The sequence below is a fragment of the Plantactinospora veratri genome (assembly GCF_036421995.1).
GTDB classification, from domain to species: Bacteria; Actinomycetota; Actinomycetes; order Mycobacteriales; family Micromonosporaceae; genus Plantactinospora; species Plantactinospora veratri.
In genome coordinates this window covers 47226-62282 of record NZ_JAZGQL010000005.1, presented here as the reverse complement: position 1 = coordinate 62282, position 15057 = coordinate 47226, and the positions used below count along the sequence as shown (strand labels likewise).

10 protein-coding genes are annotated in these 15057 nt (G+C 71.1%); 2 read left to right on the top strand and 8 right to left on the bottom strand.

Translation table 11 applies throughout. From position 1 onward, the window contains the following. Positions 1-28: 28 nt before the first annotated feature. The 8 genes from V1634_RS06450 to V1634_RS06415 all read right to left on the bottom strand — a co-directional run bounded on the left by V1634_RS06450 (position 29) and on the right by V1634_RS06415 (position 11868). The gene (locus V1634_RS06450; RefSeq protein WP_331206823.1) at positions 29-2194 is read right to left on the bottom strand and encodes an amylo-alpha-1,6-glucosidase; all 2166 of its coding nucleotides are present in this window, start codon (positions 2192-2194) and stop codon (positions 29-31) included. Between the two features lie 165 nt (positions 2195-2359). Beyond that, positions 2360-5200, bottom strand: coding sequence for an immune inhibitor A domain-containing protein (locus tag V1634_RS06445; protein ID WP_331206822.1), 2841 nt, complete (start codon positions 5198-5200; stop codon positions 2360-2362). 273 nt (positions 5201-5473) lie between these two features. Beyond that, positions 5474-6748, bottom strand: coding sequence for an ROK family transcriptional regulator (locus tag V1634_RS06440; protein WP_331206821.1), 1275 nt, complete (start codon positions 6746-6748; stop codon positions 5474-5476). After that, the gene (locus V1634_RS06435) at positions 6745-7644 is read right to left on the bottom strand and encodes a DUF6807 domain-containing protein (RefSeq protein WP_331206820.1); all 900 of its coding nucleotides are present in this window, start codon (positions 7642-7644) and stop codon (positions 6745-6747) included. Before V1634_RS06435 ends, V1634_RS06440 begins: the two co-directional genes overlap by 4 nt. Positions 7645-7751: 107 nt before the next feature. Continuing rightward, positions 7752-8642, bottom strand: a complete 891-nt coding sequence (locus tag V1634_RS06430; protein WP_331206819.1) for a DUF6807 domain-containing protein — start codon at positions 8640-8642, stop codon at positions 7752-7754. Between the two features lie 27 nt (positions 8643-8669). Beyond that, the gene (locus V1634_RS06425) at positions 8670-9575 is read right to left on the bottom strand and encodes a carbohydrate ABC transporter permease (protein WP_331206818.1); all 906 of its coding nucleotides are present in this window, start codon (positions 9573-9575) and stop codon (positions 8670-8672) included. Positions 9576-9584: 9 nt separating this feature from the next. Then, positions 9585-10535: a carbohydrate ABC transporter permease gene (locus tag V1634_RS06420; protein WP_331206817.1), complete on the bottom strand. Its 951-nt coding sequence runs from the start codon at positions 10533-10535 to the stop codon at positions 9585-9587. A 31-nt stretch (positions 10536-10566) separates the two neighbouring features. Beyond that, positions 10567-11868: an ABC transporter substrate-binding protein gene (locus tag V1634_RS06415; RefSeq protein WP_331206816.1), complete on the bottom strand. Its 1302-nt coding sequence runs from the start codon at positions 11866-11868 to the stop codon at positions 10567-10569. A 580-nt stretch (positions 11869-12448) separates the two neighbouring features. Between V1634_RS06415 and V1634_RS06410 the strand changes: the two genes are divergently transcribed. Continuing rightward, positions 12449-13726, top strand: coding sequence for a pectate lyase (locus V1634_RS06410; RefSeq protein ID WP_331206815.1), 1278 nt, complete (start codon positions 12449-12451; stop codon positions 13724-13726). A gap of 77 nt (positions 13727-13803) precedes the next feature. Beyond that, on the top strand, positions 13804-15015 hold the full coding sequence (locus V1634_RS06405) for a right-handed parallel beta-helix repeat-containing protein (protein WP_331206814.1): 1212 nt from the start codon (positions 13804-13806) through the stop codon (positions 15013-15015). Positions 15016-15057: the final 42 nt, after the last annotated feature.

The following is a 15057-nucleotide window of genomic DNA, read 5'->3' as shown; positions in this document are numbered from 1 at the left end:
GGTCTCGGTTGGGCACGAACGGCCAGGGTCAGGGCACCAGCCGCAGGTGGCTCTGCCGGCCGTTCACCTCGATCTCCCAACGCCGGTCGAAGCCCTGTACCCCGTTGAGCTGGATCCGCCCGAACCGCTCGGGAACGTCCGGGTTCAGCACGAATCGCCCGTCGACGGCCTCCAGCCCGAACATGGTCCGCAGGAACAGCAGCGGCGCGGCGCTGGCCCAGGCCTGCGGATTGCAGGCGGTCGGGTACGGCACCGGCACCCGGCCGAACGAGCGGTCGTAGCCGGAGAACGCCTCCGGCAGCCGGTTGTCGGAGTACCGGGCCGCCTCCAGCATCGCCTCGATGATCCGGTTCGCCTCCGCCCGGAAGCCGTACCGGGCCAAGCCGTGCGCGACGAGCGAGTTGTCGTGCGGCCAGACGGTGCCGAGGTGGTAGCCGATCGGGTTGTAGCCGCGATCGTGGGTCGAGAGCGTACGCACGCCCCAGCCGGAGAAGAGTTCCTCGGACATGAGCTGTCGGGCCAGGATCGCGGCCCGCTCCGCGGGCACGATGCCGCTCCAGAGCAGGTGTCCCATGTTGGAGGTCATCGCGTCGATAGGTTGTTTGTCCCCGTCCAGCCCGAGGGCGTAGTAGCCGCCCCGCCCGTCGAGCCAGAAGTCCCGGTTGAACCGGTCGGCCAGCCCGGCGGCATCGGCGCGCAGCCGCCGGGCCAGCTCCGGATCCGCGTACGGCCCGTCGGCGAGTTCGGCCATCCGCAGCTTCGCGTCGTAGGTGTAGCCCTGGATCTCGCAGCTCGCGATCGGCAGCACCGGAATCGTCCCGTCGGCGGCCTGCACCCCGTTCCAGGAATCCCGCCAGCACTGGTTGCCCAACCCCTGGGTGGACCGGGTGGCGTACTCGACGTAGCCGTCGCCGTCCGAGTCGCCGTACTCGTCGATCCAGCGCAGCGCCGCGTAGGCGTTCTCCCGCACGTCGTACAGGAGCTGGTCGTCACCGGTCCAGCGCCAGTACTCCGAGAGCAGCACCAGCCAGAGCTGGGTGGTGTCGGCGGCGCCGTAGTACGGGTTGTGCGGCTTGACGCCGAGCCGGGTCAGCTCGCCGCTGCGGTACTCGTGCGGCATCTTCCCCGGTTCCCGGTCGGTGAAGTCGTCCAGCTCGGTGGCCTGGTGGTCGGCGAGGGTCAGCAGGGTGCCCCGGGCGAGTTCCGGCCCACCGATCAACGCCTGGTACGCGGTGATCACCGCGTCCCGCCCGAAGAGCGTGAGGAACCAGGGCAGCCCGGCGGCGGTGATGACGACCCGCTGCCCGGCGACCTCCTTCTCGACCCGCATCGAGACCAGGTCGGCCACGGACTGGTGGTAGACGTCGCGGACCAGGTCCGAGTCGGTGTGCACCTCGGGTCGGCTGGCCCGCCACCGGCTGGTCGAGTCGCCGTCGCCGTCGACCTCGAACACCTCGCCGAACTCGCGGCGGGTGGGCACCACGTCGATGTTGGCGTACCGCAGCGGCACGTGCAGCTCGACCTGCCAACCCTCGCCCGGGTGCAGCACCAGGTCCCAGACCAGGTCGTCGCCCTCGACCCGGGTCGCGGGCGGCACCGCCAGGACCTCGGTGCGGACGGTGAACCCCTCGTTGGCGTAGCCGAAGCGGAGCCGGGAACCGTCGGTCGCGTGCTCCCTGCGGATCTGCCCGGACCGGTCCCGGAGCTGCTCCTTGATTTCGAAGAGGTCGGCGAAGTCGGCGTCGACGGCGAGCCGCAGTTCGATCGGCACCGGCTCGTCGGCGAAACACTGCACCGCGATCCGCTCGAACATGCCCTCGCCGACGAACCGCTGCCGGCGGATCCCGACCCGGTTGGCGGGCAGCTCCGGCAGCTCGGCGTTGGACAGGAAGAACGCCGCCGAGTACGGGTCGACCGAGCTGGACCCGAGCAGCAGCGGCCGGACGCCGCCCAGCAGGAGCTGCCAGCGGCTCAGGAACCGGGTGTCCTCGTGGACCAGCCCGCCGATCGAGCCGGCCGGCACGTCTCCGACCGCGTCGGAGAGCATGAACGACAACCCGTCGAGTACGCCGATCGCGTCCGGGCCCAGCTCGGGCGGAAGATCCCGATCCGTCCCGCTCGGCACCCGGCCGCCTGGCGGCGGCTCGGGGCTCGGGTCGGCGGGGGTGGGCCGCCGTCGACCGGTCGTCGTCACGCGCACCTCCGAGAGGAGAAGCGGATTGCGTGCATATAACCCGTAATGGTACTGGCCGGTGTCTCCGGGACCGGCCCGAACGCCAGGAACGGGAAACGGGCGGGGCCGCCGCCAGCGGGATGCTGACGGCGGCCCCTGGAGACCGGTGGATCTGCCCGGTACCGGCTACGGTGCGCCGGGTGGCACCACCCGGACGACCGCCCACTGGTTGCGGTGGCCGGGCTGGAGCAACTCGAACCGGACGCCGAGGTCCACCCCGGCATCACCCGGATTGCCGGTGCCGGTCACGACTCCGCCACCCAGGTCGAGGCCGTACTGGCTCCGCGCCGGCTTGCCGTTGCGGTCCACGGTCCGCACCGAGTAGGGCGCGTTTCCCTCGGAGGGGACCACGACCGACGCGTCGGCGTCCCGGAAGAAGAGCGGGCTCTCCGCGTCGAGGTCCGGGCGGTACTCGATGCCCGGGTACCAGCCCTTCGCGTCGGTGAAGGACCTCACCCCGGGCTGGGACCCGAACTTGGTGCAGTACGCGCTGAACGGCTCGTTCGGCGCCTCGAAACACTCGGTGAACGGGTAGGTCCTGCCGAAGCCGAACGCCGCGTTCGACGACTGCGGCCGCGAGGGCAGGTTGTCCAGCCCCGACGGGTCCTTCGCCGCCGCCGTGCCCTGCCGGCGGTACGGGTCGAAGTGCGAGTCCACGATCAGCAGACCGCCCTTGGCGCCGATGCTCGGCGGGTCGTAGAGGTTGTCCAGGACCAGGTTCAGGTTGCCGTAGCTGGTGTCCCGGTACCAGACGAGCATGCCGGGGGCGTTGTAAGGCACCCGGTCCACCTTCCAGGCACCGTCCCGGTTGTAGTTCGTCTGGTACGCGTACTTCAGACCCTCGTCGAAGCCGTCGTGGTTGCGCCACTCGGCGAGGTAGTAGTGCGCGTAGGAGAACTCGCCGGGCGAGATGCTCCAGCCGGTACCGGTGGTGTTGGTGAAGGTGCCGACCGTCGCGGTCCAGCCGTTGGCACCGCTCTCCACGTCGTCCGACCAGACGGTCGCGCCGTCGGCGGTCACCGAGAAGTCGTCGGTGAACCAGCCGGTGTCCTCGAACGCGGCGTCGGTGGCGTACCGCAGTCGCAGTTGGACGGTCTGGCCGGCGAAGCCGGTCAGGTTGACGTAGTCGTGCCGCCACTGCCCGCCGGTACTGCCGGTCAACCCGTACTTCTTGTCGCCGTAGTCGTGCAGCCGGCCGTTCGGGTCGGGGTCACCGTCGTCGGTGGAGACGAGGTTGCCGGCCGCGTCGAAGACCTTCTGCTCGGCCCAGGTGCTGCCACCGTCGGTGGAGACCTCGACGAAGCCGTAGTCCCAGTCCTCCTCGATGGAGTAGTTGTTCCAGAGCCAGAACCGCACGTCGGAGCCGGCCGGCACCTCCAGGGAACGGGTCAGCCGCACGTCGGCCCAGGACTGGTCGTTGTTCGTCCACCACTGACCCTCCCCGCTGTGCGGGGTGGAGAGGGTGATCTGCTTGGCCGGCAGGTTCACCCGGACCCCGTCCTCGGTGCCGACCGGGGTCCGCGAGGTCTGCCCGAGCTTGACCCGGGCCGGGTCGTCGCCGGGGTTCAGGATCACCGGGTCGGCCCAGCCGAGCACGAACTTGTCCCAGAGACCCATGTGGGTGGGGATGCCCTGGAAGATCGGGCCGGTGTGCGAGCCGGACGACATCAGGTCCCAGAAGTCGACGTCCGAGTCGCCGCCCGAGCCGATGTCGTAGAGATCGGGCAGGCCGAGGTCGTGGCCGTACTCGTGGGCGAAGACACCGACGCCGGAGTCCTCCGGCTGGACGATGTAGTTGCTGATCATCTTGTCGGTGCCCGGGATGGTGTGGCCGGGCACGATCGCGGACGAGTGCGCCCAGATCGCGTACGGCCCCTCGGCGCCGCCGCCGCCGGACTTGTCCTCGCCCGCGTGCACCAGCACCAGGTGGTCGATGACGCCGTCCGGCTCGTTGAGGTTGCCGTCGCCGTCGGCGTCCGCGACATCCTCGATGTCGTAGTCGGCCCACGGGAAGTCCGGGTTCTGCGCGGCCAGCACGTTGACCGCGTCGACGCCGAGCGCGCCGGGACCCGCCGGGTTGTCCGGGTGCCCGTTCATGTCCTGGCTGGCCCCGGCCACCCACTCGCCGTCGGCCTGGGTGCAGGTGTCGGCGCCGTACCACGCCTCGGAGTGCGGCACGGTCACCCAGGGGGTCGCCTCGCCGCTCACCGTGTACGCGCCCTTGGACATCTCCAGGTACATGTTGCGCATCGTGTAGCCGCGCAGGTCGATGCCGCGCCGGCCGTCCGGGCCGCGCAGGTCGGTGCGGACCCGCTCGGTGATGCCCTCCCGGCTGTAGAGCATCTTGTTGTAGAACTCGGTGGAGAAGTCCGGCACCCACATCGAGTTGTTGTCCGGGTGGGAGGCCTTCGCCGGGTTCGGGATGTTGTTGTGCAGCGGCCCGTTCTGGACGTTGCCGGGCACGCACTCCCGCTCGTTCTCCGGCGTGGTCGCGTCGTCGAAGGTCGCCCGCGGCACCATCACGCCGGTGAAGTCGTCGTCCGCCTCGGGGTTGAACTCGACCAGGATGGTCAGCAGCTTCGCGACCTGCGTCTCCTCGGCCTGCTTGTAGCGGATGTGCCGGGGGTTCTTGCCGGTCCGGATCGCCTCGGCCTCGGTCCTGGCCAGGCTCCGGGCCGCCACCGGGTTGCCCTCGGCGAACTTCCGGCCGAACGCGCTGACCGGATCCGGCTTGGCCCGCTTGACCTTGCGCTTGCCGCCCTGGACCACCACCTCGGGGCCGTCGCTGGGCCGCTCGACCTTCGGGTCGACGTAGTTGATGTAGAAGTCTCGCTCGGTCGGTGTGAACCGGGCCGCCCGGTCAGCGGTCGCCGGCCCGGCGCCGCCGACCGCCATCCCGGCCGCCGCGACCAGCAGCACGGGTACCGACGCCGCGAGCAGGCGCCTTCGCCCGCCTGCCCATCTCATCCCCCCGCTGAATGTCAGTCGTTGCACGTCCCTCCCCTTCCGCGCGCTAGCGAAGCAGTAACCGCCCGCATCCATCCGGACACGCGGGCAACGACAGGGACGCTATGCGACGTCACGGCCATGGACAACCACCGTTGTCCTTTCGGGATCACACATCCGTCCAACCGGGCAGTTCGCGCTTCTCGTCCATCAGGCGCCTTCCCGGCACCCGGCCGCGACGCTCCGCGTCCGCACCCGCGGCCCGGCGGTTCCCTCCCCCGGCGAGGTCGGGCGCTACCCGGACCGCTTCGCCGGTTGCCTCGGCCGGGACGCTCCGGACCGTCCCGATTGGCGCGACAGCCAACCGGCCGGCCGCTGGCGGACCTGGTCGACGGAGGTCAGGGCGGCGCCGATCACGGCCGCGTCCGGGCCGAGCAGGGCGGGTCGGACGGTCACCGGCGCCCAGTCCGTGGTCAGCACCCGCTGGTCGATCTCGGCCCGGACGTTGGCGGTGAGCCAGGACGCCAGCAGCGAGAAGCTGCCGCCGAGGAGTACCGAGCCGATGTCGAGGATGTTGAGCATGTCGGAGAGCGCGACGCCCAGCGCGGTACCGGCGACGTCGAGCGCGGCCAGGGTGTCCGGGCGGCCGGCGTCGGCCCGCGCGGTGATCTCGGCGTCCGGAGTGGTACCCGGCGGTGCCGGTTCGGCGCCGAGGATCGCCTCCAGGCTGGCGTACGTCTGTAGGCAACCCCGGGAGCCGCAGGGGCAGGGCTTGCCGTCCGGATGGACGGTGACGTGCCCGAGCTCGCCGCTCCAGCCCCGCGAGCCGCGCATCAACCGTCCGTCCAGGACTATCCCGGCACCGATGCCCAGTCCACCGGAGACGTAGACGAAGCTGTCCAGGGTGTTGTGGGTCGCGTACAGCTCGCCGAGCGCGGCGAGGTTGGCCTCGTTGTCGACGGTGATCGGCAGCTCGAGGTGCCGGGTGGCGGCCCGCAGCAGCGTACCGGCGTCGGCGTCGCGCCAGCCCAGCGCCGGGGCGGACCTGACCAGCCCGGCGTCGACCGGACCGGGCACGGCGAGGGTCGCGGTGACGACGGCGAGGTCCTCGGCCGCGACGGCACGCACGGCGGCGTCCGCCATCTCGGCCAGGTCGGCCAGCACGGCCGGGGCGCCCCGGTCGGCGTAGCTCGCCGGGGCGAAGGCCAGGTGCCGGACGGTACCGGTGAGGTCGACGACGCACGCGGCGAGCCCGTCGGCGCGGATGTCGAGGCCGAGCCCGGCCGGTCCCCGTTCGGAGACGGTCAGCCCGATCCGGGGCCGGCCGGCCCGACCGTCGTGGGCGAGGCCGGTCTCGGTGACGAGTCGACCGCCCAGCAGGTCCTCGACGATCCGGGTGATGGTGGGCCGGGTCAGCCCGGTGACCGCGGCGAGTTCGGTACGGGAGATCGGCTGCGCGGCGGCGAGGATCTGCCGGAAGACGAGTTCGAGGTTGATGCTGCGCAGGCTCTCCTGCCGGACGGGCTGCTCGGCCTGCCGGGGTCGGCTCGGCCGGATCGGTCCGGTCATGCCGGCTGCCGGACACCGTCGGCGAGTACCCCGGCGGTCGTCGTCGACAGGGCACCGTCGACGACGACGGTGACCAGGTGCCGGCTGATCGTCTCGGCCGGGCCGAGCACCAGCGGTCGGTCCCAGGTCAGCGACGAGCCGACCCCGAGATAGTCGCGGGCCCGGACGAACCATCTGTCCCGGGCGGTGGTGTCGTCACCCGGCACGAAGAGCACGGTCCAGGGGCCGGCCTCGCCGGTGCCGGTGACCGCGACCCAGCCGGCGAGGCTGCCGTTGACGGCGGCCGCGTCGGTGCCGGCGGGGCTGAGGATCCGGGCGGTGTCGGCGACGGCCGGGCCACGCCAGAAGAACCCGCCGTAGCCCGCCCCGGCCCGGCCCTGCGCCGCCGGGCTGCGGATGGTCAACGGCCGGTCGGTGACGTTGGCCAGCCGGGTGTGCAGGCCCAGCGACCAGGCGGTCCCGTCGACCGGCCGGCAGGTGATGGCGCGCTGCTCGGCCAGGAGCGTGCGGTCGTGCGCGTCCGTCCAGACCAGCGTGTGCACCAGTTCCTCGCCGGTGTGCCGGAGCCAGCGCCGGTGCTGTTGGAGACCGTGGTTGTCCAGCCAGGCCGGGCCGTGTCCGGCCACGAAGGTGCGCCCGCCCCAGAAGTTGCGTCCGCCGACGTCCGGGGCGGCGAGGCTGATCCCCAACTGGTGCGGGTGGGAATCGGGGGCGGCGTCGGTGACCGTACTGCCGGCGAGGGTGCGCACCGGGTGCAGGTAGGGGCGCGGGGACATCGCCAGCGGCAGGTCGGGCCGCCAGGTGTAGCGGGCGACGTCGCGGCCCTGGACCCGGAGTACGGCGGTGCCGGGCGGCCGGTCGGCGAGCGCCGGATCCGGTACGCCGGGACGTGCCATCGTTACCTCGCCGCCTCTCGTCGCGTGCCCCCCGTGGTACGCCAACCGCCGAGGTTCGCCGCCGGCCCGGACGGCCGCGCCACCGGGCTCGGCCCGACGGCCGGTGCTCACGACCGGGCCGCCTCGGCCGGGATCGCCGCCACCGTGCCGGCGAGGTCGGCGACCTGTCGGGAGCGTAGCCTGCCGTCGGCGACGACGGTGACGATGCGCCGGTGCACCCGGCCGCCGGGCGCGACGACCAGCGGCTGCGTCCAGGCCAGCGCGGAACCGACGCCGGCGTAGTCGCGGCTGCGCACGAACCACAGGTCGGTCCGGTCCGGCCGCCCCGCCGGGACGAAGATCAGCGTCCACGGGTCGGTGCTGGTGCCGGTCAGCGCCAGCCAGGCGGCTCGCCGGCCGTGCAGGTGCCGCTCGCCGGTCCGTTCCGGGCCCAGCACGTACACTCGCCGGTCGCCGCGCCGGGCCCGCCAGAAGAACCCGCCGTACCCGGCGCCGAGCCGCCCGTTGGTGGCGGGGCTGGCGAAGGTCAGCGGTTCGGCGGTCACGTTGGTCAGCTCGAAACCGAAGTCCAGCGCCCACGCCTGCCCGGTGAGCGGCAGGGCGGCGATCCGCCGGCGCTCGTGCAGCAGTTCGGTGCCGTCCGGGCCGACCCAGCGCAGCTCGTGGCGTACGTCGGTGCTGGTCCGGGTAGTCCAGGCGCGATGGTGCTGGCTGCCGTGGTTGGACAGCTGCACCGGCCCGTGCCCGGGCACGTAGGTGCGCCCACCCCAGAAGTTGGCGCCGCCCACGTCGGCGACCGCGACGCTGACCCCGAGGTGGTGCAGGTGGTCCTCGGGCATCGACTCGGTGACCTCGGTGCCGGCGAGGGTGCGTACCGGATGCAGGAAGGGCCGGGGCGACAGGGTGTGCGGCAGCCTCGGCTGCCAGACGTAGTCGGCGACGGCCCGACCGGCCAGGCTCAGCCTGACCGGGTCGGCCGGGCTGTCGCGGTCCTGCATCGTCGCCTCCTCCCCGTCCTCGGCCGGCTATTTCAGGCCGGTGGTGGCGATGCCCTTGACCAGGTATTTCTGGCCGGCGATGAAGAACCCGATCACCGGGGCGAGCGACAGGAACGACATCGCGAACATCTGCCCCCACTGGGACTGGCCCTCGGAGTCGACGAACTGCCGCAGCGCCAGCGGCACGGTGTACAGCTCGGAGTCGGTCAGGTAGATCAACGGGCCGAAGAACTCGTTCCAGACCGAGATGAAGGTGAAGATCGCGGTGGTGGCGAAGGCGGGCATGCAGAGCGGCATGATGACGCTCCAGAAGGTCCGGAACGGCCCGCAGCCGTCGATCCGGGCGGCGTCGTCGAGTTCCCGGGGCAGCGCCCGCATGAACTGCACCATCAGGAAGATGTAGAACGCGTTGGTGGCCAGGAAGTTCGGCACCAGCAGCGGGTAGTACGTGTTGATCCAGCCCAGCTTGGCGAAGACGATGTACTGCGGCACCAGCAGCACGTGCCCGGGCAGCATCATGGTGCCGAGCATCAGGGCGAAGAAGAGCTTGCGGCCGGTGAAGTCCAGCCGGGCGAAGCCGTACGCCGCCAGCGAGCAGGAGAGCAGGTTGCCGACGATGCTCAGTACGACGATCACGAACGAGTTGGCCAGGTAGACGCTGAACGGCTGCTCCAGCGCGACCCAGCCGTCGGGATAGTTGCTCAGGTCCCAGTCCGCCGGCCAGAGCGAGAGGTCGGTGAAGACCTGCCGGCTCGGCTTGACCGAGCTGGAGACCATCCAGAGCAGCGGGTAGAGCATCACCGCACCGAACAGGCAGAGCAGTACGTGCCGGGTGAACCGGGACCGGCGGGTGCTCCCCACCCGTTCGAGGTGGCTCTCCTCCTCGGCCCGCCGCCGGGCGACCCTGGCCGGAGTCTTCGTTCCGATCGACATGGCGTGACCTCAGTTGTCGTAGAAGACCCAGTACTTCGCGGCCAGGAAGTTCAGTGCGGTGAAGGCCGCGATGATGACCAGCAGCATCCAGGCCATGGCCGAGGCGTAGCCCATGTTGAACTGGGAGAATCCCTGCTGGTAGAGGTAGAGGTTGTAGAACATCGTGGAGTCGGCCGGGCCGCCGGTGCCGCCGCTGAGCACGAATCCCTGGGTGAAGGTCTGGAACGACGTGATCAGCGACTGGATCAGGTTGAAGAAGATGATCGGGCTGAGCAGCGGCAGCGTCACCGAGCGGAACTGCCGCCACCTCGACGCCCCGTCCGTCGCGGCGGCCTCGTAGTACATGGCCGGGATCTGGCGCAGCCCGGCGAGGAAGATCACCATCGGCGAGCCGAAGGTCCAGATGTGCAGCACGATCAGGGTGGTCAGCGCGTAGTCGGGGTCGGAGGTCCAGCCGGGTCCGTCGATGCCGAACCAGCCGAGGAAGGCGTTGACGATCCCGTCCAGGCCGAAGACGTACCGCCAGAGCAGCACCACCGCGACGCTGCCGCCGAGCAGTGACGGCAGGTAGAAGACGGCCCGGTAGACGGCCAGCCCCCGGATGCCGCGGTTGAGCAGCATCGCCACCCCGAGCGCCACGACCAGGGAGAGCGGCACCGAGACGAAGGTGTAGACGAAGGTCACCTTCAGCGACTGGCGCAGCAGCGGGTCGTGCAGCATCTCGGTGAAGTTCTCCGCGCCGGTCCAGCGGGGCGCGTTGAGCAGGTTGTAGTCGGTGAACGCCAGGTAGAGCGAGGCGAAGAACGGGATCACCGTGAAGAGCATCCCGAGGAACCAGGGCAGCAGGAACAGGTAGCCGGCCCGGTCCCGGCGCGGCCGGGCCCGCCGGGCGGCGGGCGGCGGCGTACCCGGATCGAGCCGGACCCCGGCGCCGGCCGGCGCTCCGGTCGTCGTGCTCACGGTCGGCCGTCCCCCGCCGGGGAGGGTGGCCTCACCTGCCGAGCGCCTTCCGGCCGGCCTCGACGAACGCCTTCGCCGCCTGCCGCGGGGTCTGCCGCTTGAACTCGACCTCGGCGGCGATCGACTCCAGGGTGGCGGCGATCTTCGACGAGCCGGGTGGATAGGTGTACGAGCGGGGCAGTTGTTCCCGCTGCAACCCGCCGAGGTATTCGGTGGCGACCTGGTCGTCCCGGCTCAGGGTCGGCTTGATCTCCTCGGCCACCGTCGAGTTCGCCGGCACGCCCCGGGTGGTGCCGGTGGCCTTCGACGCCTCGACGTCGTTGACCAGGAAGTCGAGCAGCCGCAACGCCTCGGCGCGGTGTCTGGAGGCGGCGGCGATCGACCAGAGGTGCGGGCAGTCGACGGACTGGCCGCGACGGACGCTCCGGGTCTCGCCGGGAATGCGCAGCAGGGCGAGATCGCCCCCGGCGGCCGCGTTGAAGGCCAGCAGGTTGTTGGTCGGGATGATCTGCGACGCGATGGAGCCCTTGGCCAGGTAGGACTGCTCCGCGGAGGCGCCGATCTTCTCGATGAACCCGGCCGGCGGGAAGCCGCCCTCGGCGCGCATCGACTCGACCATCCCGAACCAGTCGGCGACGGTCGCCTCGCTGACCCCGAGCCCTCCGTCGGCGGTGTAGAAGTCCTCGCCCCGCTGCCGGGTGAAGACGATGATGTTGGCCAGGGTGTACGCCTCGAAGTTGGTGCCGTAGACCCTGCCGCCGCTGGCCCTGGTCACCTCCCGGGCGAAGCTCGCCAGGTCCGGCCAGTTCCAGGTGTCGCCGTCCGGCACCGCTACGCCGTACTTCTCGGTCAGCGTCCGGTTGACGACGAAGCCGATCGCGTTGAGCCCGGCCGGTACCCCGTACGTCCGGTCGCCGACCGTGGCCAGCGCCCGGGCGTTCTCGCTCAGCCCGGTCAGGTCCAGCACGTCGGCGTGCTGCCCGAGGTCGAGCAGGGCGCCCCGGTCGGCGTACTCGCGCAGGCTGTCCATCCGCATCGCCATCACGTCCGGCGCGTCTCCGGCGGCGAACCGGGTGGCCAGCTTGTCCTTGTACGGCCCGCTGTCCTGGTATTCGGTCCGCACGGTGACGCCGGGGTTCTTCCGCAGGAAGACGTCCAGTGCGGCCTGGGTCTTCTCGGCCCGCTTGGCGTCGCCCCACCAGACCATGTTGAGCGCGACGGTGCCGCCCTCGGCGTCGTCACCGCCGCCGAACCCCCGGCCGCACGCGGAGGTGCCGAGGCCGAGGCCGAGTCCGGTGAGTCCGGCGGTCCTCAGCACGGTCCGGCGACTCATCGGTGTCCGGGCGACTCTTGCCGTTGGGTCAGTCACGGGGTCCCAGTCCCTTCAGGAGTTGCCGGCGCGCCCGGTGCGGGTTTCAGGCTGGTGCGGACGCACCCGGGGCGGGCCGCGCCACATCGGCTGCGGCGACGGATCGGTCGCGCCGGCCCGGGCCGGAATCGGCGGCGTCGGAGCACTGTGGAGCAGCGAGAGCGGTCGGCGGGTCCGATCTTGCCGAAAGGCTACGACCGGGTTTCGGTTTACGTCAACCGATGAAACAAACTCCTCGCGAATTGCGCGGAGCATTGACTGCGGTCAGTGTCGGATCTACAGTGGCCCCGCCCGCCCCGCCGTAGTACAGCGTGCGCTCCAACGGCGGCGACAGGGCAGCCGCCCCGACCGGTCGGTCCCGGCGTCCGCGACGGATGGCGCGACCACCCGGGGAGCGGGTCCGACAGCGCGGCGGAGCCGGCGTACGGCTCCCGGCCGCACTACCAGCACTGGAGGTTGATCGATCGACAGGATTCCGACCCTGGCAGGAAAGCGCGTTCCTAGTTCCCCGACCACCACCCCACGCTCCTGGAGGTCCCCCGATATGACGCAGTCCATGGCGCCGGGCGGCATCGTCCGGCCCGCCAGACGCTGGCGGGCGGCAATCCTGGCCGGCGCGACCACCCTCGCCGCAGTGGCGACGATCGGCGTCGTCGACGTCGGTACCGCCTCGGCCGCGACCGTCGACACCAACGCCACCTACGTGATCGTCTCCCGGCACAGCGGCAAGGCACTGGACGTCCACAACTGGGCCACCAACGACGGTGCGCCGATCGTCCAGTTCGCCCGCAACGACCTGGCCGTCCAGCAGTGGCGGTTCGTCGACGCCGGCAGCGGCTACTACCGGATCCGCTCGGTGCACAGCGGCAAGGTGCTGGAACTGCCCAACGCCGACGACGGCACCCGGCTGGTCCAGACCACCGACAACAACAACACCCGGCAGCACTTCCGGCTGGCCGACTCCGACGGCGGGCACGTCCGGTTCATCAACCGGCACAGCGGCAAGGCACTCGACGTCTGGGAGTGGTCGACCGCCGACGGCGCCCCGATCGCCCAGTTCGCCGACCTGGACGGCACGAACCAGCAGTGGCGGCTGGCCACAGTCAGCGGTGGGGGTACGCCCCCGACGAACCCGCCGCCGACGGGCGGCTGGCCCACCCCGACCGGGCAGGTCGGGGTCAACGGCACCATCTCGGTCTCCGGCACCCTCGACGGCGGGATGCGCCGGTACTGCTGCATCGGCGACGGCGGCCAGGAAGAGGACCAGGACCCGATGTTCAGCCTCGCCTCCGGCGCCACCCTGCAGAACGTGATCATCGGCGCCCCGGCCGGTGACGGCGTGCACTGCTCCGGCCCGTGCACCCTGCGCAACGTCTGGTGGGAGGACGTCGGCGAGGACGCCGCCACCTTCCGGGGCAGCGGATCGCCGAGCTTCCTGGTCGACGGCGGCGGCGCACGCAGCGCCAGCGACAAGGTCTTCCAGCACAACGGGCCCGGCACGCTGACCATCCAGAACTTCCAGGCCAACAACTTCGGCACCTTCTACCGCTCCTGCGGCAACTGCTCGACCCAGCACCAGCGCAACGTCGTGATCCGCAACGTCACGCTGACCCGGCCCGGCAACACCGTCGCCGGGATCAACGTGAACTACGGCGACACCGCCCGGTTCAGCGGGATCACCATCGTCAACGACTCCGGCCGGTCGATGGTGATCTGCCGCAAGTACAACGGCAACGACGACGGCGACGAACCCACCCAGGTCGGCACCGGCGCCGACGGTACCAACTGCATCTACTCGTCGTCCGACCTCACCTACCGGTAACACCCCGGCCACACCGGGCGGGTCCGCGCGACCCGGCGCGGACCCGCCCGCCCCGTCGACCACCAGGGAGTTTCTCGATGCCTCGACGACTGCACCGAACGGCACTGACAGCGGCGCTGGCTGCCACCGTCGCCGCTGCCGCGGGCACCAGTCTCGGCCCCACCGTCCCCGCGCAGGCCGCGGCGTCGACACTGATCGTGGCGACGAACGGCAACGACGCCAACCCGGGCACGTTGAGCGCGCCGCTGGCGACGCTGGGCCGGGCGGTCGAGCTGGCCACCCCGGGCACCACCATCGCGCTGCGGGGCGGCACCTACCAGTTCGGCACCAACGTACGGATCATGAAGGACGGCACCTCGGCCAGCCCGTACACGATCAGCAACCACAACGGCGAACGGGTGGTGCTGGACGGGGAGAACCTGCCGCACACCCCGGCACCGGTCGGCGGCAGCATCCCCAACCTGGAGCGCGGGGTGCTGCACATCGAGGCCGACCACTGGCGGATCCGGGGACTGGAGATCACGCACGGGCCGTACGCGATCTTCTGCCGGGACTGCAACAACAACGTCTTCGACCGGCTCGTCACTCGGGACAACTACGAGTCCGGGCTCCAGATCCAGGGCGCGTCCAGCAACAACCAGGTACTCAACCTCGACGCGTATGGCAACCGCGACCCGCGCAAGAACGGCGAGAGCGCCGACGGGCTCGCCATCAAGGAGGGCTCGGGCAGCGGCAACGTCGTACGCGGCGCCCGGCTGTGGAACAACTCCGACGACGGCTTCGACGCCTGGCTGTTCACCTCCCCCATCCTGGTGGAGAACTCGGCCGCCTGGGGCAACGGCGTCAACCGGTGGAACCTGCCGGACTACGTCGGCGACGGCAACGGCTTCAAGATGGGCGGCGGTGACCCCGATCCGCCGGCCAACCACACCATCCGGAACAGCGTCGCCTTCGACAACGCCGTCGGCGGATTCATCGACAACGGCAACCCCGGCACCATCACCGTCGACCGGAACAGCGCCTGGCGCAACGGCGACGGCGGCTTCAAGTTCGCCAACTCCACCTCCCGGCTGACCGGGAACCTCGCCGTCGCCAACGGCGCCGGGGTCTCGCTCGGCTCCTCCACCGCCACCGGCAACTCCTGGAACATCAAGAGTTCCTGGAGCGCGGCCGACCTGGTCAGCACCGACCCGGGCACGCTGACCGGGCCCCGGGACGCCGACGGCAACATCCGCGGCTCGGACTTCCTGCGCCCGCGCGACTATCCGCAGCTCGGCGCCCGGCTGTAGGCGGCGCGGCACCGGTAGGAAGCGGGCTGTCCCCGGACCGAC

Bases quoted from the DNA above. Each gene is read 5' to 3' on its own strand.
- V1634_RS06445 (WP_331206822.1), bottom strand. From the start codon at position 5,200: ATGAGATGGGCAGGCGGGCGAAGGCGCCTGCTCGCGGCGTCGGTACCC.
- V1634_RS06440 (WP_331206821.1), bottom strand. From the start codon at position 6,748: ATGACCGGACCGATCCGGCCGAGCCGACCCCGGCAGGCCGAGCAGCCC.
- V1634_RS06435 (WP_331206820.1), bottom strand. From the start codon at position 7,644: ATGGCACGTCCCGGCGTACCGGATCCGGCGCTCGCCGACCGGCCGCCC.
- V1634_RS06430 (WP_331206819.1), bottom strand. From the start codon at position 8,642: ATGCAGGACCGCGACAGCCCGGCCGACCCGGTCAGGCTGAGCCTGGCC.
- V1634_RS06425 (WP_331206818.1), bottom strand. From the start codon at position 9,575: ATGTCGATCGGAACGAAGACTCCGGCCAGGGTCGCCCGGCGGCGGGCC.
- V1634_RS06415 (WP_331206816.1), bottom strand. From the start codon at position 11,868: ATGAGTCGCCGGACCGTGCTGAGGACCGCCGGACTCACCGGACTCGGC.
- V1634_RS06410 (WP_331206815.1), top strand. From the start codon at position 12,449: ATGACGCAGTCCATGGCGCCGGGCGGCATCGTCCGGCCCGCCAGACGC.
- V1634_RS06405 (WP_331206814.1), top strand. From the start codon at position 13,804: ATGCCTCGACGACTGCACCGAACGGCACTGACAGCGGCGCTGGCTGCC.